The sequence below is a fragment of the Enterococcus sp. DIV0691 genome (assembly GCF_051711145.1).
Classification (GTDB): domain Bacteria; phylum Bacillota; class Bacilli; order Lactobacillales; family Enterococcaceae; genus Enterococcus_B; species Enterococcus_B hirae.
Genome location: NZ_JBIOLY010000001.1, coordinates 1018921 through 1043488, shown reverse-complemented (window position 1 = coordinate 1043488; position 24568 = coordinate 1018921). Strand labels below are relative to the sequence as shown.

18 protein-coding genes, 1 pseudogene and 1 riboswitch are annotated in these 24568 nt (G+C 36.6%); of the genes and pseudogenes, 6 read left to right on the top strand and 13 right to left on the bottom strand.

Features of this window, described 5'->3' with window-relative positions; genetic code table 11:
• Positions 1-23 precede the first annotated feature (23 nt).
• Together IGJ11_RS04695 and IGJ11_RS04690 are read right to left on the bottom strand one after the other, a co-directional pair.
• On the bottom strand, positions 24-404 hold the full coding sequence (locus tag IGJ11_RS04695) for a VOC family protein (protein WP_207414565.1): 381 nt from the start codon (positions 402-404) through the stop codon (positions 24-26).
• A 341-nt stretch (positions 405-745) separates the two neighbouring features.
• Positions 746-1750 (bottom strand): nucleoid-associated protein, encoded by a 1005-nt coding sequence (locus tag IGJ11_RS04690; RefSeq protein ID WP_207432459.1) that lies wholly within the window; start codon positions 1748-1750, stop codon positions 746-748.
• Between the two features lie 171 nt (positions 1751-1921).
• Between IGJ11_RS04690 and IGJ11_RS04685 the strand changes: the two genes are divergently transcribed.
• From IGJ11_RS04685 to IGJ11_RS04675, 3 genes are all read left to right on the top strand, one after another.
• Entirely contained in the window at positions 1922-2773 is an 852-nt protein-coding gene (locus tag IGJ11_RS04685) for an aldo/keto reductase (RefSeq protein WP_096709251.1), read from the top strand.
• Positions 2774-2793: 20 nt separating this feature from the next.
• On the top strand, positions 2794-3048 hold the full coding sequence (locus tag IGJ11_RS04680) for a hypothetical protein (RefSeq protein WP_010719598.1): 255 nt from the start codon (positions 2794-2796) through the stop codon (positions 3046-3048).
• Positions 3049-3278: 230 nt separating this feature from the next.
• Positions 3279-3995 (top strand): hypothetical protein, encoded by a 717-nt coding sequence (locus IGJ11_RS04675; RefSeq protein ID WP_034867500.1) that lies wholly within the window; start codon positions 3279-3281, stop codon positions 3993-3995.
• 249 nt (positions 3996-4244) lie between these two features.
• Here the strand turns inward: IGJ11_RS04675 and IGJ11_RS04670 are convergent, their stop codons facing one another.
• The 3 genes from IGJ11_RS04670 to IGJ11_RS04660 all read right to left on the bottom strand — a co-directional run bounded on the left by IGJ11_RS04670 (position 4245) and on the right by IGJ11_RS04660 (position 9318).
• A complete protein-coding gene (locus IGJ11_RS04670) occupies positions 4245-5021 on the bottom strand; it encodes a phosphatase PAP2 family protein (protein WP_034700241.1) in 777 nt (258 codons plus the stop codon).
• A gap of 45 nt (positions 5022-5066) precedes the next feature.
• Positions 5067-6206 (bottom strand): FtsW/RodA/SpoVE family cell cycle protein, encoded by a 1140-nt coding sequence (locus tag IGJ11_RS04665; protein WP_010719601.1) that lies wholly within the window; start codon positions 6204-6206, stop codon positions 5067-5069.
• Positions 6207-6487: 281 nt separating this feature from the next.
• Positions 6488-6655: riboswitch (M-box (ykoK) riboswitch) on the bottom strand.
• 221 nt (positions 6656-6876) lie between these two features.
• A complete protein-coding gene (locus IGJ11_RS04660; RefSeq protein ID WP_178286457.1) occupies positions 6877-9318 on the bottom strand; it encodes a hydroxymethylglutaryl-CoA reductase, degradative in 2442 nt (813 codons plus the stop codon).
• A 185-nt stretch (positions 9319-9503) separates the two neighbouring features.
• Between IGJ11_RS04660 and IGJ11_RS04655 the strand changes: the two genes are divergently transcribed.
• Complete coding sequence (locus IGJ11_RS04655; protein ID WP_010719603.1) at positions 9504-10655, top strand: hydroxymethylglutaryl-CoA synthase; 1152 nt, start codon at positions 9504-9506, stop codon at positions 10653-10655.
• A 284-nt stretch (positions 10656-10939) separates the two neighbouring features.
• Here the strand turns inward: IGJ11_RS04655 and IGJ11_RS04650 are convergent, their stop codons facing one another.
• The 3 genes from IGJ11_RS04650 to IGJ11_RS04640 form a co-directional block, all read right to left on the bottom strand.
• On the bottom strand, positions 10940-13087 hold the full coding sequence (locus IGJ11_RS04650) for a putative mucin/carbohydrate-binding domain-containing protein (RefSeq protein WP_242697167.1): 2148 nt from the start codon (positions 13085-13087) through the stop codon (positions 10940-10942).
• Positions 13088-13668: 581 nt separating this feature from the next.
• The gene (locus IGJ11_RS04645; RefSeq protein ID WP_207432463.1) at positions 13669-14397 is read right to left on the bottom strand and encodes a class I SAM-dependent methyltransferase; all 729 of its coding nucleotides are present in this window, start codon (positions 14395-14397) and stop codon (positions 13669-13671) included.
• A gap of 384 nt (positions 14398-14781) precedes the next feature.
• Positions 14782-17448, bottom strand: coding sequence for a cation-translocating P-type ATPase (locus IGJ11_RS04640; RefSeq protein ID WP_207432465.1), 2667 nt, complete (start codon positions 17446-17448; stop codon positions 14782-14784).
• Positions 17449-17798: 350 nt separating this feature from the next.
• Here IGJ11_RS04640 and cls point away from each other — a divergent pair, with 350 nt between their 5' ends.
• The gene (gene cls, locus IGJ11_RS04635) at positions 17799-19250 is read left to right on the top strand and encodes a cardiolipin synthase (RefSeq protein ID WP_010737327.1); all 1452 of its coding nucleotides are present in this window, start codon (positions 17799-17801) and stop codon (positions 19248-19250) included.
• Between the two features lie 197 nt (positions 19251-19447).
• Here cls and IGJ11_RS04630 read toward each other — a convergent pair whose 3' ends face one another.
• The 5 genes from IGJ11_RS04630 to IGJ11_RS04610 are packed head-to-tail and all read right to left on the bottom strand — an operon-like array spanning position 19448 to position 23916.
• A complete protein-coding gene (locus IGJ11_RS04630) occupies positions 19448-21169 on the bottom strand; it encodes a hypothetical protein (RefSeq protein ID WP_207432467.1) in 1722 nt (573 codons plus the stop codon).
• Positions 21170-21182: 13 nt separating this feature from the next.
• Entirely contained in the window at positions 21183-22196 is a 1014-nt protein-coding gene (locus tag IGJ11_RS04625) for a DUF916 and DUF3324 domain-containing protein (protein WP_063626888.1), read from the bottom strand.
• Positions 22197-22209: 13 nt separating this feature from the next.
• Positions 22210-22920: a WxL domain-containing protein gene (locus tag IGJ11_RS04620; protein WP_207432469.1), complete on the bottom strand. Its 711-nt coding sequence runs from the start codon at positions 22918-22920 to the stop codon at positions 22210-22212.
• A gap of 28 nt (positions 22921-22948) precedes the next feature.
• A complete protein-coding gene (locus tag IGJ11_RS04615) occupies positions 22949-23608 on the bottom strand; it encodes a WxL domain-containing protein (protein ID WP_063626886.1) in 660 nt (219 codons plus the stop codon).
• Positions 23605-23916 (bottom strand): LPXTG cell wall anchor domain-containing protein, encoded by a 312-nt coding sequence (locus tag IGJ11_RS04610; protein ID WP_010737322.1) that lies wholly within the window; start codon positions 23914-23916, stop codon positions 23605-23607. The genes IGJ11_RS04615 and IGJ11_RS04610 overlap by 4 nt, the downstream gene beginning before the upstream one ends.
• 478 nt (positions 23917-24394) lie before the next feature.
• Between IGJ11_RS04610 and IGJ11_RS04605 the strand changes: the two are divergent.
• Positions 24395-24541, top strand: a pseudogene (locus tag IGJ11_RS04605) (MurR/RpiR family transcriptional regulator); the annotation flags it as partial.
• Between the last annotated feature and the right edge of the window lie 27 nt (positions 24542-24568).

The window sequence follows — 24568 nt, the reverse complement described above, 5'->3', positions numbered from 1 at the left end:
ATTTTTGTATGATGTAATCCGTCTCAATCTGTCGTTAACTCAATCAGATTTCCTTCAGGATCTTGGATAACTGCTTCATAATAACCGTCGCCCGTAGTTCTTGGTCCACTGATCAGTGGAAAGCCATCTTTTACAAATGTTTCAGCAAATGAATCCACCTCTGTTTTTGTTCCCACTGAAATTGCTAAATGAGCATAACCAAAAGTATCGACTGCACGATCTGATAAAAAAGGCTTTGTAATCAATTCAATCCGACTTCCTGAGGTAAAATTCAGGAAGTAAGATTGAAACCGGGTTTTAGGATTCGTGTATTTCTCTGAACTTTCTGCAGTAAAATAGTTCTCATAAAACGCTCTCATTTTTTCCAAATCATTAACCCAAATAGCAATATGTTCAACTTTCATTTTGTAACACTCCTTTATATTTTCGTTATCTCTTCCTATCCTTTATACCATTTTCTCTTTATTTGATAAAGAATGATGTGATTATTTTGGCTTTTGCTCTTAGTGATCAGTTAACAAAAGAAATGGTGTTATCTGGTAAAAAGAAAGCTGTCATTCTGAAACATCTAAAGATATGCACTACTTATATAGTTTACACCTGCAAAAAAACCAAGGAAAACTTTATACTGACCGAAAAAAGTTAACTTTTTTATCCAACTTTTAACGTTCACTATAGTTTCTCTTGGCTCTTTTCTTGTCTGCTACATTTTATTGTATTCTCTGAATAAGCATTCTTTTAATAATTATAAACGATTTAATACTTCGTCTACATTTTTGATCATCACTGAGATTGTTCCATCTGGGTTATTAACAAATTCGATCAAATCTGGATTTCGGTAGACGTCTACAGGGACGATCAATTCGATTCCATTGGATAACTTGAATTTTTGTTTACCAAATTTTTTCTCAGAAATTTCTTGGACTTCTCTGACTGGCAAAGCTTCAGCAACAAATCCCTGTTCTTGGACTTCTTCTTGAAAAGCTAATTTCGCTGTGATATTTTCTTTGAAGACTTTTTCCGCAATCATTTCATGGTCTAGTCTGCCCTTTTCCTCGATCGTATCATAAACAGCCTCTTTTAAATCAGCCACTAGATCAAATTCTTCAGTTTCAAATTTTTTCCCTAAACTTTTAGCTACTTTTTGGATCACTTTGACATTCTCTTCTAATGAAGGCGCAGGAACACTTTCGATGACTCTCCCCGAAAAATAGAGTTCTTTTTTTCCAGAAAACTCATATTTTTTTTCAATCAATTCATAGGTTAAATCAGTTAACGCCACCGCAAACGCTTCATCTGCCTTTTGGGATTTTGCCCCCAATATCGCTCGATTCAAAATCAATTGATTGGCGATTCCTGTTTCGTCTGCCTCTACAAAATGTGTATAGGATTCTCGGTAATTGACTTTTAACAAAGCCACATACATCACCGTATCTACTTCATACAAAACAACAAAGACATCAGCGCTTGGTGCTTCTTCGCTTTCTTGATAGATCTCGAACCAGCGTTGAACGATCCCTTCACTTGCTGCTACAAAGTTTTCTTGACAGTCCTGGACTTGTTTCGCCATCATACTTTCAGGTGACAGCTGTCCTGTTTTCGTTTGTGCAGAAGAAATTTTTTGGATTTTCTTTTGTAAAAAATCTCGAATAAACTCTTTAGTCAGATCCAATTCTTGTTGAGAAAATACGGGTGATACCGTTTCACGATCAATAATATGCATAATTGCTTTTTTTAAATAAATATCCATGTTCTCATTCCCTTCTGGTTTAGTTTACGGAAAATCAATACAAAATACCAGAACGAAAATCATTATTTTCCTTTTTTTGAAAAAAATAATTGTCTCCTAAACAAAATGGATTCCTTTTTTGAGAAAATGCGCTACACTTAAAAGTGAACTAAAAATTAAGGAGTTGAGAATATGGATTCATTAACAAATACGTATCGTTTATCAAATGGTTATGAAATTCCGATTGTTGGTTTTGGTACTTGGCAAACACCGGATGGCGATGTCGCAGTTTCTTCAGTCAAAGAAGCGCTGGCTGCAGGTTATCGCCACATTGATACAGCACAAGGTTACAAAAACGAGGAAAGCGTCGGTCAAGCGATCAAAGAAAGTGGGATTCCCAGAGAAGAGATTTTTCTAACAACAAAACTTTGGAATGCCAATCACAGTTATGACTTAGTGATGTCTTCGTTTGAAGAATCACTACAAAAATTACAAACAGATTATATTGATCTTTTCTTGATCCACTGGCCTAATCCTGTGGCTTTCCGTGACAATTGGGAAGAAGCAAACGCCCAAACTTGGCGAGCTTTTGAAGAGCTGTATGAAGCTGGAAAAATCAAAGCCATTGGCGTCAGCAACTTCTTGCCCCATCATCTAGATGCGTTACAAAAAACAGCCAAGATCATGCCAATGGTCAACCAAATTTTCTTAGCTCCTGGTGAATTACAACCAGCAGTCGTTGACTATGCAAAAAAACACGAAATGATCCTGGAAGCTTACAGCCCACTTGGCACAGGGAAAATTTTCGATGTACCAGAGATGCAGGAAATTGCCAAAGCCCATCAAAAGAGTATTGCTCAGGTTGCTTTACGCTGGTCTTTACAACATGGTTTCTTGCCTCTGCCAAAATCCGTAACTCCTAGTCGGATCAAAGAAAATACTGAACTTTTTGATTTTGAACTGTCAGAAGAAGAAATGCAACAAATCGATCAATTAGATGGCGTAGTTGGTAAAGCAAAAGATCCAGATACTACCCAATTTTAATTTAAGGATGTTTGATAACAATGACTCCGATTGAACGTTTAGAAAGGCTCTCAGAAGAAATCACTCGTACTTTTCATCCTGATTTTATCTTTTTGATCGGACCAGACAAGATCCAACACTTCCCAGCACGTAACTGGTCCCATGATCAAAAAATTCAAGAGCTAACCAACCGTTTCGATCATTCGCTAATGGTTACGACTTGGCAAGGACATGAAGTGATCTATTCACCTGAACTGTCTGTCTTTGCTTTGATTCCTTGTTCCAAAACAACGTAGCTGACTTCAATGATCATGATAAGCCGATACACACTGAGTTTTTCTTGCCGGTGTCGTATCGGCTTATCTTTTGATATACACCTAAAAAGAGGAAACATTTCTGATAAAAACAAATATTTTCCTAAAAAATTGCGTATAATACATACATATCTAAGTTTTTTTCGTATAATCCTTTTCATTTCATCTTTTTTTTCTTATAATCGAAAGGGTATGAGCGAAGGAGAGAACATATGAAGAAAAAACAAAAACAAAAATTACTCAATCAATTCCGTCCTTCTTTAGATGGAATCAGAAGTCAATTATTTCATTCTTTAGAGGATGAAAGTCTACGTCGTTACGGCTTACCTTTACAAGTCATGCTTGATCCGAAAGACCGCCACATCTTAACGATTGGACTTGCAGGAAAAACAAATGAAGATACTCGCATCAATGTACCGATTGATGATAATTTCACAACTGTCTTAAAACGAATCCGTTCAGGAGAAAAAGACATTTTTGAACGCTTCCGTGACAACTTATTGATTGAAATCGTTTCTTATTGGAATGATCAACGTCTTAAAAATGATGAACCAACTGCTCAAGAGGTTTCTACACCTGTTGCTGAAACAAAAGTTGCTGACTCAAAACCTGTGGAATCACCTAAAACAGCTGAAGTATCAAAAGCGGAAACAACTGAAAAACAACGCTCAACTGAAACTGCCGCTTTGAATTTCGCTGATTTTTCAAGCGCAGTAGCGGAATATCCAAAATTTTATGTAGAAAAAGAAGCTGATGCAGCAGTCATCTATGAGAAAACCTCAGATGAACCACGTAAATTAGCTGAAATTTCAATGACAGCAGAAAACCAATTTACAATTGAAAAAGCGTTAGAACGCAAATACAAAGTGAAACTGACATTGATCCCATTGATCGAACAGTTTGCTGCAACAGCTATTTCAGAAAGATAACCAGTTTCACAAATCTATCCACCGCATCAAAAAACGGCTTTTTGTCAAATGATGCCGGTAATGAGAAATCATAAAATGTTAAATGAGCAGAAAGGCAATTGCCCTCTGCTCATTTTTTTATAGTAAAATATTTTTTCTATTACTTTTAATCACCAAAAGTTGTCAATAATCTTCACCAATCTTAAAAAAGATAGAACCAAAAAAACAAGCGGTCTCTTCCCCTTAGTTTATTGGTTATGTTTTTCCAGCTTACCCATGTGCATGATAAAAGACATTCAGTTCATAAGCGACACCAGAAATAATTACTGCTAGTAAAAGGACTAAAAGACCTAAAACTACTTTTTGCTTTTTAGAAAAAAGCGTTTTTTTCTTCTCTAATTGCCTTGTTTTCAATATTGAATCTGTGGAGATAAAAGAGAAACAAACAACATAAGACAATAAAACTACTACTGCACTTAACGAAAATCCAGCTAAAATATCACTTGGATAATGGACTCTTAGATATAATCGAGTTGCTGCAATCAGCAATGGATAGCTGATAAGATACCAAGCAACTCTTCTGGTATCCTGACGACTCCAAATAATACTTAACGATAAGATAATTGTTAGGAAAAGCGCAAAGGATAATAAAGAATGTCCACTAGGAAACGAGTAACTCGTACGTATTTCCAATTGTGAAACGGCAGGTCTGATTCGTGCAATGAGCTTTTTTAGAATATACCCAAAAAAACTAACCGCAAAGATATTACAGATATTCCAAATCGCTAACAAATGGTAATTCTTTTTCCAAATATAAAAAGCAAAAAGAAAGGCGAAACATAAGGTCGGACCAATCGTTGCTAACTTAGCAAACAAACGAACAATCGCTGTTAGTTGTGGAAAATTAGGTAAATCGATCTTTGTATAAACCGCTAAATCTAGTGTTTCGAACCATGGAGGATTGATTTTTACGCATAAAATCAATCCAATCAAAAGACATAATGGAACGATTGATAATTTCAGTGCTTTTTGTTGATAATCACTCATAAAACTTTCACTTACTTTCTAACTTCATCTGACTAAACAAATGACTTATTCTACTTTTTTAAAACCTAAAATCATACCTAATCCGCCTCCCATGATCAACAAAGAGGTTCCTCCTTGACTTAGAAAAGGCAAAGGAATTCCTGTTAAAGGCAGTAAACCAATCGAAGCGCCGATATTTTCTACGATTTGAAATAATAGTCCAAATACGAGTACTACCGCTAGATATAGATTTCCTTTATTGTTTGTCTGTATCGCAGTGTAAATAACTTGGTAGAAAAGATAGAAATATAGAAAAACGACGGTCACGCTACCTAAAAAACCAAACGTTTCGGCAATTACAGTAAATACCATATCTGATTCACGTACTGGTACATAGATTGGTGGTATTTCAGCTGGTCGTCCACTAAATCCACCTGCACTAACAGACAATAAGCTTTGTGATTGTTGGTATCCGATCGATTGACTGTAAGCAAAAGGATCGATCCAAGCTCTCACCCGGTCTAATTGATACGTCTTAAAGTTCAGACTATAAAGGATCTCATTACCGTATTTCGTAAAAACTAGACAAATCAATATGACCCCAATAATAAATAAAAAACTAGCACATACGGCCAAGATCTTCCAATGGACCCCTGCAATCATGAACAGAGCCCCCAAACAAATAATAAATACCAAACTTGTCCCAAAATCTTTTTGCATATACATCAACAAGAAAGTTGGTAAACTGATCAACAGAACTTGAAAGACATAGATCAGATCCGTTTTCACGGTACGTTCACTGACTTTCTTTTCATAAAGCAAGGTGAAATAAACGAGAACTAATGCAAAAGTCAATTTAACCAATTCAGAAGGTTGAAAAGTAAAACTACCAATCCTCAGCCAACGTTTCGTATCGGTTAATTGGTACATCACCGGATCATAAAATTTGTAGAGCAAACTCATAATTGCTAATGAAATGGCATAAAAATAAGGAGACAATCGTAACAATAACGCTGTCTTGATTTTTTGTGTCAGTAACAAAAGTCCTAATGAAGCAATGCAAAAGATCACTTGTTTTAAAACAATAGTTTTATAAGGCACTTGGTCGTAGACTGCTGCTCCATATTGCACACCGATACTTAATAAATAAAAGAGAAAAATCGGCAAAAATAACGCATAATTAAACTCAAATGATTTTGATTTCACACACAACACCTCTTAAACGAAAGTTTTCGTAACCAGAATTTCTCTAATCTTCTTATCAAAACATCCGTTATCAACTAGTATCCATTTTGCCATCCTTTCTATTAGGCAAAAGGAGTCACTTTCACATGAGGAAAAATAAAAGTAGCGTGATCAAAATGTGCTGTGATTTATTTTCAAGTAAGTGGTGTAAATATCCAACTCCAAAAAATAAGCCGAAAATTCACAAAAATCAGCAAAGATTTTTAGAAGTTTCGGCTTATTTGTTAAAGTTGCGTACATCAACAACTATCTCATCGTGTGAGTTTTGACACTAAACAACGTAAAGATTTCTCTTAGCTATCTTATGAAGAGCCTTAATTCGACAATTCCTGTTTTACACATTGGCGTCTTTCGACGTTTCTGCGCAATAGCCTATGTTTGTTTAGGAGCCTCGCCTAACAAGTATTAAATTTGAAAAAAGTATATCCTTTAACGAACAATTTCACAATAGCATCCCGTAGAAAGTTCGCAAAAATTTAGTCATATTTAACCTTTTCCTTAATTTTACCGGCAATTAGCAAAAAAAGAGAGCTTTTGACTAGGAATAATATGAATAAACATATAAATAAACAATAGTAGCTTTTTATCCATTCTGCTGTTATCCCAATCAGTCTCTCTTTTTTATAAATACTTATTTTTTACGTAATTGCATCAAAAATTTTCTAGCTACGTCCTGATTCATTCCTTCGGCTTTTCTTAGAAATTCAGCGACTTGTTCAATTTCAGTTCCTTGTGCCCCGACTGTGATCGCTAAGGCTCTAGCTTGAAGCGACATATGCCCCTTTTGGATACCGTCTGTCACTAATGCCCGCAAAGCAGCTAAATTTTGTGCTAAACCGACGGCAGCAATGATTTGAGCTAATTCTTTTGCTGATTCAATCTTCAACATGTCTAGTGCAATCTTTGCTTTTGGAAGAATCCTAGAAGCCCCTCCAACTGTTGCCACTGCCAAAGGTACCGTTAATTGTCCAACTAACTTATCTCCAATCATTTGCCAGTCTGACAGGCCTTGGTAAACACCATCTTTCGCAGCATACGCATGAACGGCAGCTGCACAAGCTCTCGTATCGTTTCCAGTAGCAAGAATGACAGCTTCGATGCCATTCATGATCCCTTTATTATGTGTTGCTGCCCGATAAACATCTAATTTAGCATACTCGGAAGCTTGTTGGATTTTTTCAGCAATTCTCTTTCCTGCTTCAATCGTTTTTCCCAATTGCTCGAAGGGAATCTCACAACTAGCTGTTACTAATGATTCTGTTGCGAAATTGCTTAAAATACTAAATAAAATCTCTTCTTTAGGAAACCAGGAACGTATTTTCTGGGCAACACCTTCTAAGATAGCGTTGATGATATTAGCTCCCATCGCATCTTTTACATCAACCAAGAAATCGATCGATAAGTAATCCAAATTATTGCCCTTAAAGTTTCTTGTTGCGATTTCCTGCACTCCACCACCACGTCTCACGATCGAGGGATAACTTGCATTCGCACATGCTAGTAGTTCATCTTGTCTGGCGATGACAGCATCAGTTATGCCTCGATTATCCAGTTCCCCTGATAGTACAATCTGACCACGCATCAGGCGTTGTGGTGTAATTGCTGTAATGTCTCCACATATTTTTGCACCGTTACTGGCTGCAGCAATTACAGACGGTTCTTCTGTCGCCATCGGTACTTGCCTTTTGATTCCATTGATTTGAAAATTAGGTGCAATCCCTAGAGGAATCTCAACTTGACTGATTTGATTTTCAATCAAATGATTGGCTACTTCTTCAGAGAGTGTTCCTACTTTTAATTCATCAGCTTGTGATTGACTGATGATTCCTTCACTAACCAACTGACTCCGACGTTGTTCAGGCGTCAGTTGATAAAACTTTTTTTTTTGGTCACTTGATTGTTCCGTTTCTAGATTTGCTTCAAGTAACATGGCTAGTCCTAAGCCTCCACCAATACATAAAGAAGCCACACCATATTGTTGGTTCATTCGTTTCAAGCCATAACTTAATGTTGTCAAAATACGAGCACCACTTGCACCAATCGGATGACCGAGTGCGATGGCACCACCATCTACATTGACTTTTTCTTCAGCTAGTTTTAAGTTGCGATTGACCACGATCGATGAAGCCGCAAATGCTTCGTTGATCTCAAAACGATCGATTTGATCAATAGAAATTTCTGCTTTTTTCAATAATGTTTGGATTGCTGAGATAGGTGCAATTCCCATGATGCTCGGATCAATCCCAATTTCAGAAACAGCCTTGATTGTTGCAAGATAAGGAAGCCCATGTTTGATCGCATATTCTTTTGAAGCTAAAATCAATACCGATGCTCCATCATTTAACGGAGAAGCATTCCCTGCTGTCACAGTCCCATTTTCGGAAAAAACAGTTTTCAAAGTCCCTAATTTTTCCAGTGTACTATTCCCTCGGATGGCTTCGTCTTTATCCATGATTCTTTGATCAGGTAAAGTAACGGGAATAATTTCTGCTTCAAATACCCCGTTTTCACTAGCTTGAGCTGCTTTTTTTTGTGAGTTGAGCGCATATTGATCTTGTTCTGTTCTCGTAACGGAAAATTCGTTCGCTACTTTTTCAGCAGTTAAGCCCATATGTGCATTTGAGAACGCATCTGTCAGCCCATCATTGACCATACTTGAGATCGGCTCTTCATAAGTTGCATTTTCTGCTTCATATTGCTGAAGCAGTGGCGCACGTGACATGCTTTCAGTGCCTCCTGCGACTACTAGATCAGCTTCACCTAACTGAATCAATTGGCGAGCCAAAATAACCGCCTTCATTCCTGAGCCACATACTTCGTTGACTGTCATGGCAGGAACCTGAACAGGGATCCCACTATTGACAGAAATTTGTCTGGCAACATTCTGACCATTCCCCGCTTGTAATACATTTCCAAATATTACTTGATCGATGTTTTCTTTATGGATACCTGTTTTTTCTAACAGTTCTTTTGTAATGATTGTTCCTAATTCTACAGCAGAAAAACTGCTTAAACTGCCACGATACTTTCCAATTGGCGTTCTCGCAGCATCTATAATAACGACTTCCTTCAAGTCAGTCACCTCCTAGAAAAATATACCATTGTTTATGCTAAAAACAAATACCTCACTACAGCTTCAAAAAAATCTAGGAATAAATTTTACAAATCCTTAAATATTCGCTTTTTTATATTTCTTTTAATCTTTTTATGATACTTTAGTAAAGTAAGTTTTTTTATCATGAGTAAAGAGGTGTTGAAATGAAAGTAGGGATTGATCGTCTTTCCTTTTTTATTCCAAATTTATATTTAGATATGACAGAGTTAGCTGAACGTCGGGGAGATGATCCTGCTAAATACCATATCGGTATTGGCCAAGATCAAATGGCCATCAACCGAGTGTCAGAAGATATCGTGACTTTAGGAGCAAATGCAGCTACTAGGATCGTTACAAATGAAGATCGCGAGCTGATTGATATGGTTATCGTAGGAACGGAATCTGGCATTGATCATTCAAAGGCGAGTGCTGTAATTATCCATCATTTATTGAAAGTCCAACCTTTTGCTCGTTCGTTTGAAGTAAAAGAAGCTTGTTATGGTGGAACTGCTGCTCTCCACATGGCAAAAGAATATGTAAAAAATCACCCAGATCGAAAAGTTTTAGTGATCGCTAGTGACATCGCCCGTTATGGTCTAGCTAGTGGTGGAGAAGTGACACAAGGTGTGGGTGCTGTCGCTATGATGGTTACCAAAGATCCACGAATCATCACTATCGAAGACGATAGTACTTTCTTAACCGAAGATATTTATGATTTTTGGCGTCCTGATTATGCGCAATACCCAGTGGTTGATGGTCCTTTATCCAACTCCACTTATATCGAATCTTTTCAAAAAGTTTGGAATCGACATAAAGAGGTAACAGGATTTACTTTAGAAGACTATGATGCGCTAAGTTTTCATATTCCTTACACAAAAATGGGGAAAAAAGCCTTACAAAGTGTCTTGGATCAGACAGATGAAGAAACACAAAATCGCTTATTGACTCGCTATGAAGAAAGTATTCGTTATAGTCGGCGAATTGGTAACCTTTATACTGGTTCTCTTTATCTAGGATTGATTTCTCTTTTAGAAAACTCACAAGTGTTAAAATCAGGTGATCGAATTGGCTTATTCAGCTATGGTTCGGGTGCTGTCAGTGAATTTTTCACAGGTTACTTACAAGACGGCTATCAAGATTTCCTATTGACTGAACTACATCAAGAAATGTTAGAAGGTAGAGAAGCTGTCACAGTCGATCAATATGAAACAATCTTCAAGGAAAAATTACCTGAACATGGGGAAACAGCCGAATATTCTTCCGATGTACCATTTTCAATCTATAAAGTTGAAAATGATATTCGTTACTACAAGTAACCATATAAGACAACTGCCTGATTGATTTAATAGGTAATCAAAAATGTTTGCAAAAAAGCAACTTTTGACATATAGCTACAAAAAGCAGTAAAACAAAAAATAGCGGCTTGCAATTACTTTTGTCAACATTGTTGTGACAATAAATAACTGTAAGTCGCTATTTGATTTTCTATCCTATTTCATAAACTATATGATGCTTCTTAATGTTTAGAACCATTTTTTGAATAGTATATAATATAAAGTTTGATATTCTGATTTTTCTTTTAATGTTGTTTGATCAATCATCACCCATAACAATTTTTTTCAGGTGATCGGTCACTTGGAACCGGATTGACTAACTCTTTATCCCAAAGTTGAGTGGCTAATGACGTAATTCTTTTTTTGAGATCCTCTTTGGCATCATTTTTCAAAGCTAGGTTTTCTAATCCAAATTGGGTTACTACCCAACGATTGGTCGATTGCGTAGTATCAACGATCCCTTCAGAAGAAATGAAGCGGTTTTTAGGTTCTGCATGATAAATTTCAACGATATCACCTATTTTCAATGACACATTTTCTTCACCAGTAACAGACTCTATGCCTTCGATCGTTTTTTCGTATTTCAGTTCTCCTGTACTACTTTTGACCATTACTTTTACATAAGTTTCATTCTCATAACGATAATGAGGTCTCGAATGCGTAACTGAAACAATTGCTTCTTGAGTATCACTGTTCTTGTTTGTTCTAAATGTAAATGAGCCAAACTTCCTGTCATTCACTCCATGAAAATCAATGACTTGGCTATCTTTTACTTCGTCCAACGTAATAACCGCATGATTTGTTGCTTCTTTCACGTAAACATAACTATTCTGTGGGATGAAATACATCATTTGATTTCCAGAGAATTCTGCACAATAGATGCCATTAGGAATGTTTTTAAAAGTGACTACTCCTCCAGTGATTTCTTGAGTAGCTATTTCTTTCGCTCCATCTTTTAAAGTTATTTTGGTACCTTTTAATAGGTTTAAATCTTTCAAACTTAATTCAATCGTAAGATCACCTTTTAGATTTAGCGCAGCAATCTCCTTGTTTTGTACCATCTCGAAATTAGAATTGATCAAATAAGATGGGTCGACTAATTCACGCGCACGTGCCAACTCACTTTCTGGTACGACATCAGCTAAAGAAGCGACTGCCGGATAACCATGCTCACGATTTTTTTGAACTTGTACTTGATCAAGCGTCAATCCCCATTTCTCTAAAACACCTGAAAAATCTAGTTGACTATTTTCACTATAGATACGATTCATTAAATCAGGTAATGGGTAATCGTTGCGATTAAAATCTGGTTGATTAGCTATTTTACGATATTCCTGATACATCTTTGTAAACGAATCATCATTTGCTTTTTGTTTTAACATTGTTAATAAAATTAATTTTTCGCGCAGATCAGCATCAGCATAAGTTCCATTCTGATTGATTAGCTTTTCGTATAGTGCGTTTTCTACCTCTTCTTTTTTACCATAATTAAATAGCCAACCTTTTTCATCTGCTTCTTTTCCATAGATAAGATATTGATACTGCACACCAAATAAGTTATTCGAGACTTCTCCTGTATACATCCCTATGTTATCGAAGCCAGCTTGATAGCCATGTGCAATTTCATGCAACACTTTCCAACTGTCTTCAGTTAACCAGCACTCGACTGTGCTATAGCTATTTGCTGCCCATTCTGAAGAATAATAAGCACCGACACCTCCATTTTTATCTGCTTTCAAGAAAAAGCGATTCACTCCATTTTGATTTTCTTTAGATGAGTTATCAAAACCAGCGATTTGATTATAATAACCAAACAATTCGATGTAGTGTTCGATCAATTCATCTAAGGAACGGTAATCTTTCAAGTTTCTTACTTTTTCTTTATCATTTTTAGGAACAAGTAATTGAAAATCTGGTCCTTTAATCAAAGCATATTCAGCATCGAACTTGTCCCACATTGAAAGAAACATAGTATCATCTCCATGATAACTATAAACTGGTAATGGTTTAATACGTTCAGAAGTGACGATTTCATATTCAATCTGAGCAGCTTCTTCTCCATATGGCGTATCAATAAACGGAACTAAAGGATTATCTGCACTTATACTTACCCATTCTGAATCAACTAAGATACTTTTTTCGATACTTGAGGCATTACCTAACAATCTCAATCTTAATTTATTTTTGAATTGTTTATTTGTTTGTCTAATCCTCAATTCAACATTTTCTGGCAAGATAAATCCTAAATCCTGGCGATCATGATTTTTTCCTTTATTCATCCCTGCATTGAAGATCCAAGTTGGTTCAGGAATACTAAAAATCTCTTTTTTAATTACCTCTTGCGCCTGAACATTCGTAGAAAACAAACAACCAAAAAATAACACTGATAACCCTATCAAAAAAATCTTTTTCAAACAAAAAACCTCCTGTTATGTAATTTTATACAAATTGCCATCTAATCAAACAAAGCAATCGTATACATTTAAGTATAAATAAAATAGTCAACAACCACAATAAAAATTATACTTTCACTTCAATTAAACTATTTTTTTAAAGAAATAATTAAGATGCAAGCTATAATTTTCCAAAACAAACATTTCAATGATTTGTTATTTTATAAAATAATAAAAATTATTTAAAACAGTTAAGAAAACATAATACCAATATATCTGACAACTCATTTTTCTCCGTTTATTATTTTAGAAAGATAACCAACAGTCAAAAAATAGTTTTAGGCCGATTTCTTAGAGTGAATTGTTAAGACACAAGCAAATATAAGTGTTTTTTCTTTTACGTTAATTTTCGATTACTCCATTAGCCACAACAAAAAAAGACTGAGCCAATCAATCAAAACATGCCTCAGTCTCTTCTCATCATATCTCTAAAGACGGATAAACGGTGTTCAAAAAGTCATTCCTCGTCAATCCGTCCTAAGAGATAAATCGTTTTTCTCTATATTCTTAGAGTAAACAAAACTAGTCATGCCCATTTTGGGTCACTCCTTCTTGATTAGTAGTAGCCGATAGGTCAACATCGTTGTACTAACAATTTTTTCTTTTGGGTCAAAATATTTTTGAATATACTCTTTAAAAATTGTTTCTTCTAGATATTCTTGATAATAAGCTCTCATAAAATCTTCCGTAATTTTTTCTTTAAACGTATACGTAAATTCTTTTCTTTTATAGGACCATTCTTCATCTTTTAAATAAGTTTCCAATTGATCCATTATTACTGGTGAAGTCACAGCATCTTCTTCGAAAATTCCTAATTTTTTTTCCAACGATGTAAACAGATCTTCTTTAGAAGAGACAACTCTTAGGATGACACAATATTTTTTCATCTTTGTTAACATTCTACTTAACTTTACGGAATCGTCTAAAGCCGGATTAGAAGCAGAGAAAATAAAATCATACGTTTTTCCATTTTCCAGAAATTCAGAAAAAGTCTGTTTCGTTAGATGAATGTTTTCCCTCCCCAATCTAGCTGCTTCTTCAGTAGCAAACTTCAACATTTCATCCGAAAAATCTATCAATTCATATGTAGTTGCTTCTTTTGCCATCGCTAGATAGCGTCCAGCGCCACCTGCTACATCCACTATTTTCTCAGTTGGTAATGCAGCTTCTTTTTTTAGATACTCAATGACATCACGGACAATTGTTTTGTCTGATTCTTTTTGATTCATGTAGTAATCGCTTGCAAAGGCGTCCCATTCTTCTTCGTTCATTTTCATTCCTCTATTTCTCTATTTTTATATCGCATTTTCACTTTTCGGAATAAATAATACACTGACTAATTCATAACCAAAACCAACCTGCTCTTAGGCTTATCGAAATAATTATTCTTAAAATTTCTATCCTTTCATTATACATGATTCACATGTGTTTTCCTTTCTTTCTATCTCATCAGAGCCAAATTTTTAAATTGCCGATATAGTTCTTCACTATGTATATTAGACAGCTATCATCAAGTAAAGAATAAAGCTGTCATCGAACAAAAAACTGGCTGGTATACATTCGGTTGAATCCCGAAGCCATACCAGCCTGTTGGTGAAATACTCTGCTATTAACTTTTGAATAGCACATCAAAAAATTATCCCAGGTATTCCTTTTTATTTCTCTTTTTGTACGTGTACAAGGATCAGTTTTGTGATTTCCATTAAAATGATCGTTACTAAGGCAATCCCGATTGACGTAAAGACTTCTGTCAAACCAAATGCTGCTGGAATTGAAAAGACTTCTTTCAAGCCTGGGATCATCGTCAAGCAATACAATGCACTACATACTACAACAGCTAACAATACGCTTCGATTTGCGAAGAAACCTGCTTGGATCGCTGTTTGTGTGTTAGAACGCGCAGGGAATGTTTGTAATGTTCGACACCAGATCAATGTAGAAAACGACATTGCTACGCCAAATTCTGGTGAATGTTGCATCCCTAACCATTGCGCAAAAATGACTGCGATACCGATTAATACGCCTCGATAAGTAACCGAGATCAATGTTTTATCGGTAAAGATTCCTGAATTTGGATCTCTTGGTGGACGTTTCATTGTAGCTGGTTCGGCTTTTTCTGTTCCTAAAGCAATCGCTGGTAATGAGTCGTTGACTAAGTTGATAAACAATAATTGTAATGCTGTAAATGGATTGGACCAATCAGCAACTAAAGCGAAGACAATCGCAATGATCGCACCTAAGTTTCCAGAGAATAAATAGGCAATCGCCTTTTTGATATTATCAAAAACATTACGTCCTACTTCTACGGCACTAACGATTGAAGCAAAGTTATCATCGGTCAAGACCATCGCTGCCGCATCTTTCGATACATCCGTACCCGTACCCATGGCAATACCGATATCCGCTTGTTTCAGGGCCGGAGCATCATTAACACCATCGCCTGTCATCGCAGAAATGTGTCCTTTTGTTTGCCATGCACGTACGATTCGGATCTTGTTTTCAGGAGATACACGTGCGTATACAGTCACTTTTTCCAAGACTTCGTTTAATTGATCTTCGGTCAATTCATCTAACTCTGTCCCTGTAAGTGCTTGATCTCCTTCTGCAAAGATCCCAATTTCTTTCGCAATCGCAACAGCGGTCGTTTTGTGGTCTCCAGTGATCATAATCGTTTTAATTCCAGCGCTTCGAGCTTCTTTAACTGCTTGTGTGACTTCTGCTCTTGGAGGATCGATCATGGCAAGTAATCCAACTAGAATCAATTCATTTTCATCTTCAAATGACAACTCTGGACTTTCAATTGGGCGATAAGCAAAGGCTAAAACACGCAATGCCTTGTTTGAGAAAGCTTCATTTTGTTCTTTGAATTGTTTCATCAATTCCTCTGTCATTGGTACAACTTCACCATTTAGCAAGACCTTTTTACTGCGAGCAAACACGATATCTGGTCCACCTTTAACAAAAAGATAGTGTCCCTGATCAATGTTATGAGCAGTCGACATTAATTTTCGGTCAGAATCAAATGGTAATTCAGCTTTTCTTGGATAGTTGTTACGGATTTCTTGATACGGTTGATTCAATTTTTCACTAAAATCAATAAACGCTACCTCTGTCGGATCTCCAAGTTTCGTACCATCTTCACTGATGGAAGCATCATTGGCTAATACACTGATTTCAATCAACCGTCTTTCATCGTCTGTCCATTTTTTTGGATCATCGGTAAAATCTCCAGTCGAACCATTCGCTAGATAATAATCAACTACCGTCATCTTATTTTGGGTCAATGTCCCAGTTTTATCTGTACAAATAATACTAGTCGAACCCAGTGTTTCCACTGCTGGTAATTTTCGGATAATAGCATGTCGTTTCGCCATTTTATTGGTTCCCAAGGATAAAACGATCGTTACGATTGATTGTAATGCTTCTGGGATGGCAGCAACCGCAACAGCGACTGCAAACATTACTGCACTAACGATATCAGCAGTTAAATCACCTGTGCCGCCGCCAAGATAGATTCGGAACAATTGGATACCTAAAATAACTAACGATAAAGCTAAAATCGCTAAACTTAACTTCTTACTAAATTTATCTAATCCACGCTGTAGTGGTGTTACTTGTTCAGTTGTTGATTCAAGTAACCCTGCCACCTCACCGATTTCTGTGTTATTTCCAGTAGCGGTAACTAAGAATTTCCCACGACCATAAGTAATGATTGTTCCACTAAATACCATGTTGATACGATCACCAATCGGCACTGTCTGACTAATATCAGTTACTTCTTTTTCCGATGCTGTCGATTCACCAGTTAGCATCCCTTCATCCACTTTCAATGATCCAGCTTCTAACAACCGACCATCGGCAGGGACATAATCTCCCGCTTCCAATAAAACGATATCTCCTACAACCAGTTCATTCGCAGGGATCGTTTTTTCTTTTCCATCACGAATCACACGTGCATCAGGTGCAGAAAGATTTTTCAATGCCTCTAAAGAACCTTCTGCTTTCTTCGTTTGGATCACACTAATCACGGAGTTCAACATCAATACGGCAAAAATAACGAAAAATTCGATATAATCTCCCATGACCATTTGAATCAAAGCGACAATCAATAAGACAATAACCATTGCATCTTTAAAAGTTTCTAAAAACAATTTCCACGTTGGCTTCTTAGGTGCTTCTTTTAACTGATTCAATCCGTCTCTTTCTAACTTTTCTTTTGCTTGTGATGTACTCAAACCATCGATTGAGCTCTGTGTTTTTTGCATCAGCGAGTCAATTGGTTCTTTATAGACAACTTGCTGAGCCTGTTCTTTGTTTTCCAAATTCCATCCCCCATTTTGTTTTTCGTTACCAAAAAGTTTTCTGACTGAAAAAAAAGAGACCTAAGACAAATGCGGATTTGTCTTAGGTCTCACCATTTCATACAATACCAGAAAACCAAATGGTTAACTTACTGTTGATATTATCACAACAAACGTTGTCGGTTACTCCCCTAAGGAGATATTCAACTATATTCTTATCCTACATGAATGAATAGAAAATTGCAACCACTTTGCCTTGTGGTTCTTTATTTTTTCAAACCACTTTATAATCTCTGCAACTTCAAATTTAGGATTCTAAGGATTCTCATGATATAATACTGTTTGTTATTCTAAATAAGGAGGAAGCTATTTTGGTTATCACTATTCTCACGATCCTTTATTTCATCAATGCACTAATTGCTTTAGTAACTATTTTAATCAAACCTCGTGACGTAGCTGCAATCTGGGCGTGGTTGCTCGTACTATTTGCTCTTCCAGGTCTTGGATTTATCCTATATCTCTTCTTCGGTCGCGGATTGACTGATAAGAAAAAATTTTATTTGAGACAAAGCGACTTGAAAGAACTAGAAAATTTTCAAGATTTCAAAGGAGATACGATCGATCACTATGATCCCGTCATGGATAATGAAGAGCATCAACAATTCGTTGACTTCTTCTCTTCTTTAAATCGTATGCCATTAACCCGACGTAATTCCGTCACTTTATTAACAGATGGTCAACAAAAATTAACTTCTCTATTAAGTGATATTCGGCAGGCAAAGCATTCAATTCATATCGAATATTATGCATTCGTCACGGACAACATCGGACAACAAATCTTGACATTACTTGAAGAAAAAGCTGCTGAAGGGGTTGAAGTCCGCTTATTATATGATGCGTTTGGCTCACACGGCACTAAACCGAAAGACTTTAACCGTTTGATCCAAAATGGTGGTCACGTCCATACATTCGTCACGTCACAAAGAGCATTACTTCGATTCCGCTTAAATTATCACGACCATCGTAAAATCGTCGTGATCGATGGTAAAATCGGCTATACCGGTGGCTTTAACATCGCCAATCAATATGTCAATCCAACCAAAAAGTTTGGTTATTGGCGTGATACTCATATTCGAATCTATGGCGCTGCTGCTTCATTATTACAGCTACGTTTTCTAACGGATTGGAATGTTTCAGTACCCGAACAAAAGAAGGTTGCCTATCATCTTGATTACTTTTTTCAAAAAGAACTTGGGAAAGACGACAAGCATGAAAATACTTCGATTCAACTAGTATCAAGCGGTCCTAACAACGAACGTGAACAAATTAAATTATCCTTTATTAAATTGATCACAGCTGCTAAAAAACGGGTATGGATTCAAACACCTTACCTGGTTCCAGATGAAAGTGTGATCGCTGCCTTAAAAATTGCCGCTTCTTCTGGCGTAGAAGTCAAGATCATGATTCCTAATAAACCTGATCATCCGTTTATTTACCGAGCAACCCAATATTATGCACGTCAATTGATCAAAGAAAACGTTCAAATCTTGGTTTATGAGAATGGTTTTTTACATGCGAAAACATTGATCATGGATGATGAAATTTGTATGGTCGGCTCTGCCAATCAAGATGTTCGAAGTTATCGGTTGAACTTCGAAACCAGTGCTGTCATTTATGATCCAGCCTTTTTAACCCAGTTAGCAGATCAATTTTTACAAGATGAAAAACAGTGTACACCGATGACCACGGAAACAGTCAAAGAAATGTCTGGCTGGTTGTTATTCAAACAACAAATTTCTCGTTTGTTTTCACCTATCTTATAAATCATACGCAGGAAAGACTTACAAAACATGAAAAACTAGTGTTTTTTCCTTGAGCCACAAAAAAAGCCAAGAGCTTCAGAAACATTTTTTGTTTCTGGATTTCTCGGCTTATTTCTTTATGTTTAACTATTGCTTATTAGGAAACGTCGAAAATTGCTAGCGGAAAAATGAAGTAAGTCTCTTATCAAAAAATAACTCTATCCAGGAGCTTTTACGATAGTCCATTCTAATTCAGATTGATATACCCCACTTTTCCCTCCTGGAGCAACTGTTAGTTGGAATTGATGATCTTGGTCTTGAGGTAAAGAATACTCCCTATCATTGATCTGTCTTAATGAAAGATTGACAGGTGTCGTTGAAATCACTGAACGGACCGAGTCATTTTGATAGGCTAACTGAGCCGCTAACTTTTGATCTCCATTACTAAACGGTTGAACTTGTTTAACGGTTAAATCCCAATCCTTTGGCTTGCCTGTTGTATCCTCTACTATCACATTCACTGCTTTTTGTGTCGTTGATTGGCTCGTTTGCCCTGTGATCACTAAATCTTGAAATAACATCTCTGGATCAATCTGTTTAAATGAAATCGTTCCTTGAACCAATTGGATAATCAATTTCTCCTTTTCAGAAACCTGTCCTTCCGCATCTTTTCCATAAATTTCTACGTGGTTTTCTCCTAATTGGAGCTGATCTAGTGGGAGTTTTTGACAAAAATCTGTCCACGTATCTTTCTTTTCATTACTAATAGAATCTACTAAAACATTTTCCGTACCATTTAATTGATAGAAAAGACGGATACTCTCACTTTCTTTATCTTTCCATTGACCTTTGATCACTAGTGACTGATCGGTCGGTGAAACCGTGACTTCACTTGTGGGTTCTAATAGTTTGACCTCTGGTGGTGTGTCTGCTTGAACAAGTGATAGCACTGCATCATCTTCAGCTACTTGCGTGCCGTTAGTGATCTTAAGATGAACTGCATTATCTCCTAATTTCCCATGATTTTTCAAATCAACAGGAATTGAAAACGTCCCGTCTTCCTTAAAATCTGTTACTGATACTGGGATCGTTTGCCCATTGATCGTCAAGTCAGGAGAAAGATTGCTTTGATCGCCCACCCAATTTCCTGTCAATGTTGTTTGGTAGGACTGCTCATCTGAAACAGTGATTTGCTTATTTTTTGTTGCTTCATCAAAAGAAAGGCCTAGTTCTTGAATCTTTGGCGCTGATACTGTTAGGAAATTATCCCAGTCAATCGTAGCTGTCTGACTATCGAAAATAGCTGTATGAAAAGTAAATTTACTTTTCGTTAGTGCTTCTTTTGTGATCTCCGCTTGGTAAGATAATGACACTTTATCCCCTTGATGAAGCAATAATTTTTGTAAGGAATATTGATCGTCATAGTTTCCATCTGTAAAACCTGAGTCAGAGATTTGGGTCATCCTACCGTTATATGTGATATCGTCTGAATATAATATTTTTACATTCGTATTAAAATACCACAACATCGTTGATTGCAACTGTGTATTGCTATCAATAAAGGCACCTGTTTGATTTTCCCCATTCATTGGCTGATAAGTAAAGGCTGGATCCCCGAATAATTTTAGCCCTTGAGTTTCTTCGGGATATAAAATCACGACAGAAGACTGCTTGTACACATCTGGCAGAATTCCTTCGTCCTGTTTTTCTAAAGTCGTCGTGACAGTAATTTTATCGCCTATAGCTGTGTAATTAGGTGCATGATCTTTTGTATAAGAAATGGTTGCTTTTACATGCCCATCAAAAATGAGTCCTTCCGTCTTTTCTGGATAAGTAACATCCGCTAACACCGAAGTAGTAGAAAAGAAAAGAGTGATCAAAAAACAAAAAAAGAATAAAAAGATAAAGAGCTCTTGTCTTAATTGTTTTTTTGCATCCATTTGACTAGCTCACCTACCTTTTTGCTTTCAGTAATTTCCAACTTAAAAATAAAATGATCAGCACAAGAAATAGTCCAATTCCGATAATGAGGGATAAATAAGGGATTCCCTTTTCATTTGTCACAGCATCATGATTTAGTTTATTTGCTTTATCAGCTTTAATTGTCAAATCAGAGGTCATATGCCAGCGATGAGTGGTTCCTTGCTCTTTTGCATCAATGGTCACTGTATAGTTACCTGCAGCGATTTTGTCTTTGTTCAAACCGATCGGAAAATCAAAATTTGTATTGGGTGCGATCGACAAATTCTCCTTTTTCGTTTCATACAGTATCTCATTACTGTCTTTTTTCGTCACTTTAGCATCAAATGCCACCTTACTAATGATCGTAGCTGTCGGATTTTGGATATTTGCAAAGATTGTCGTATACGAGTTTTGTAATCCTACGTTGACTTTTTTTAATTTTAAGTCAGGAGTCACTTTAACCAAACTATTTTGTAATTTAACGCCAATGACATAGGCATATTTATTACGGATCGCCGTTCCTTTTGCTTTTTGGCTAATGTCATCCTTCTTACTAACGTGAATCCCGCCAAGAACGATCCCCTTAAAAGCAGTTTTTGGCATGGTGATCTGGAATTGAACATCCTCAGCTTTTCCCGCAGGTAATTCTACTTCTTGTGTTTTGGGTTTTACTAGTTGATTCAACTCGTATTTGGCTGACGGATCTTTTTTAAATTCATTTTTTCCATAATCGATCACACCATTGCTATTGGTTGCAGCATTATTCACGTTCACAAGAAAAGCAGCTGTTTCTTTCCCAGTATTCGCTAGATGGATCTTAATTGTTTTTTGTTGATTGGGCTGAAGGTGTAAATCAAAATACGAAAGATTCTTGTCAACTTGGAAATCTGGAATATCCGCGCTAACGCTATATGCTGATTCATTTGAATCAGCATAGACGGACATTGGCGACATAGTCACCCATAATCCAAGAACCAAAACAATCAATGCTCGTAGTTTATTCATCTTACTCCTCTTTCTATTCCGTTGGGCCTGCCGTCAATGTCCAGGTAATCGTAGCCGTATATTCTTTTGCTTGTGCCGATCCTGAAGGAACCGCTAACTGCACATTTGCATTGTCTCCTTGTGTTCCATTAAAGACATCTACCCAAGTGCCTTCTCCAGCTAAACTATCTGCTGTCATGACCGTTTGTGCTTCTGTATTGGCAAAAACGACATCATTCGTCACTGGTTTTTTACTGATATTATCTGAATTAGTAGCTGCTTCACCATTGTTAAATGAAAGAATGGCTCCTTTTAATTCTGAGTTGTCACTAGCTGTAAATTTTGAGGCTGAGGCTGTCAAAACCCAACCACCTTCTACACCACGCTTATCCGTTACTTGGACATAAGGGGAAGCATTGACTGCATGATATACTTGTCCAGTCGTAGCAATATCTTTGGTACCAAATGTAATATTCGAAACATAATCGATCGATAATGGACCATTGTCTCCTGTTCCATGGTTATCTGGATCATCTGGATCAATCGGATTATTTGGATCAACTGGCGTATCCGGATCGTTAGGATTGACTGGTGTGACCGGATCGGTATTGGTTCCATCAAAAGTGATCTTTGCAGTAGAAGTAGTTGAATCATCAATCGTTTCGTCTGCTTTCACCATCGTAGATAATAAAATAGTAGAAAATAATGAGGCCGTTGCTAGCGTATAAAGTACTTGTTTTTTCATTGTTATTCCATTTCTCCTTTAATTAAAACTATGCTGGTGCATCAGTTAATGTCCAAACTAAAGTGGCCGTGTAGGCTCCTGCCAAATTCCCTGAAGGAACTTTTAACTTCACTTGAGACGTTGTCATTTCATCTGCCCAAGTACCCAGACCAGTATCTTTCACTGCTGACATGATATTTTGGGCATCATCATTGACGGTGATTTCATTTGTAGCAGGCGCAGCGGATTGACTATCTGCGACAGTTTTAGTTTGCCCAACTGGTAGCGTGAGTTCTGCCCCTTTTAATGTTTGATCAGCTGAAGAAAAACCAGATTGTGCTGGATCATAGCTTACTTGCAGATTCCAACCAGCCCCTGTTCCTCGTAAATCTGAGATTTGAGCTTCGACCATGTTAGCTGGTGCTGTTGCTTGGTAAGTCTCTGTCTTCCCAGAAATCATTTGAGTCCCAAAATCAATATTTGAGATATAGTCAATACGCAAATCACCTGTGTTACCAGTAGGTTGATTCGATGATGGGTTATCATCTGGATCAAGAGGGTCAATCGGCCCTACTGGATGATCAGGATCTTGTTTCGTCAAGCCGATTTTTGCTGTACTTTTTCCACTTAAATCATCGGCATGTACGGTTAAAGCCCCCATTAAAAAACTTGTACTGAGTAATACAGTCGTTAAGATTATTTTTTTCACTGTTGTTCCTTCTTTCTTTTCCTGAACAGTTGCCATAGACCTATCACTAAAGTAAGAAAACCCAGCCATTCTAAAAAGAACGAGGATCGGTCATTTGTCTGTGGAAATCGTGTTTTTTCTTCTTTTTTTGTTACCTGATTTTTTTCAGATGCAGAAAATAGAGTACTTGGGTCTTTCGGAAGCTCCCCTTTAAAGGTGATCCCCACCTGACTTTTTTCACTTGAAGCAAATACTTCATCATTTAAAACGGATAATTGGACCGATAAAAAAATCAAAACATACAAAACAATCTTTTGAAATGTCTTCACATGTATTTTGCATCTCCCCTTTTTAAATAGTTATTAAATGACAGATAGGATCGATTTTTCGTTCTTGACTAGTTAGAACACTCAAAAACAAAAAATAGGTCTATATCTTTTCAAACCAGAATCATACACGCTTCCTCTTTTCCCAGCAACGTAATAAATGTATGCCATACAATTTTCAATGAGAGTTTTTTGAGGTTTTTGAATTTTTTTTAACTAGTTAAACTAAACTAGCTGAGACTAGGTCATTCATGAAACAAAATAAGCCGAAGAGCCCCAAAGTTAAACTACTTTTGGCTCTTCGACTTCCTTCTCAAATATAGATACTTTTCTTTCAGTATAAAAATTATGAAATGAAGATTTATTGAATTTTATTGAATATGGAAGAAGCAGTTTGCTCTAATACGTTGTTTAACGAATGTAACTTTTCTTTTCCAATGGTTTGAAACCAATCTACTGCAGCTTCGTTGCCTTCTTTCACAATATGATGCAATTTATTGAAATCGCTTTTGTTGGGTTTAAATCAGAGGGTTCATTTTTTCCTGATTACGAAGTAAGATCCAGACTCCCATTGTCGATATTAGCGCGTATATTATTAGATGCATACGCATTGAGAACAAGCGAGTAAAAGAGAACATGGATCGTTTACTTTCAT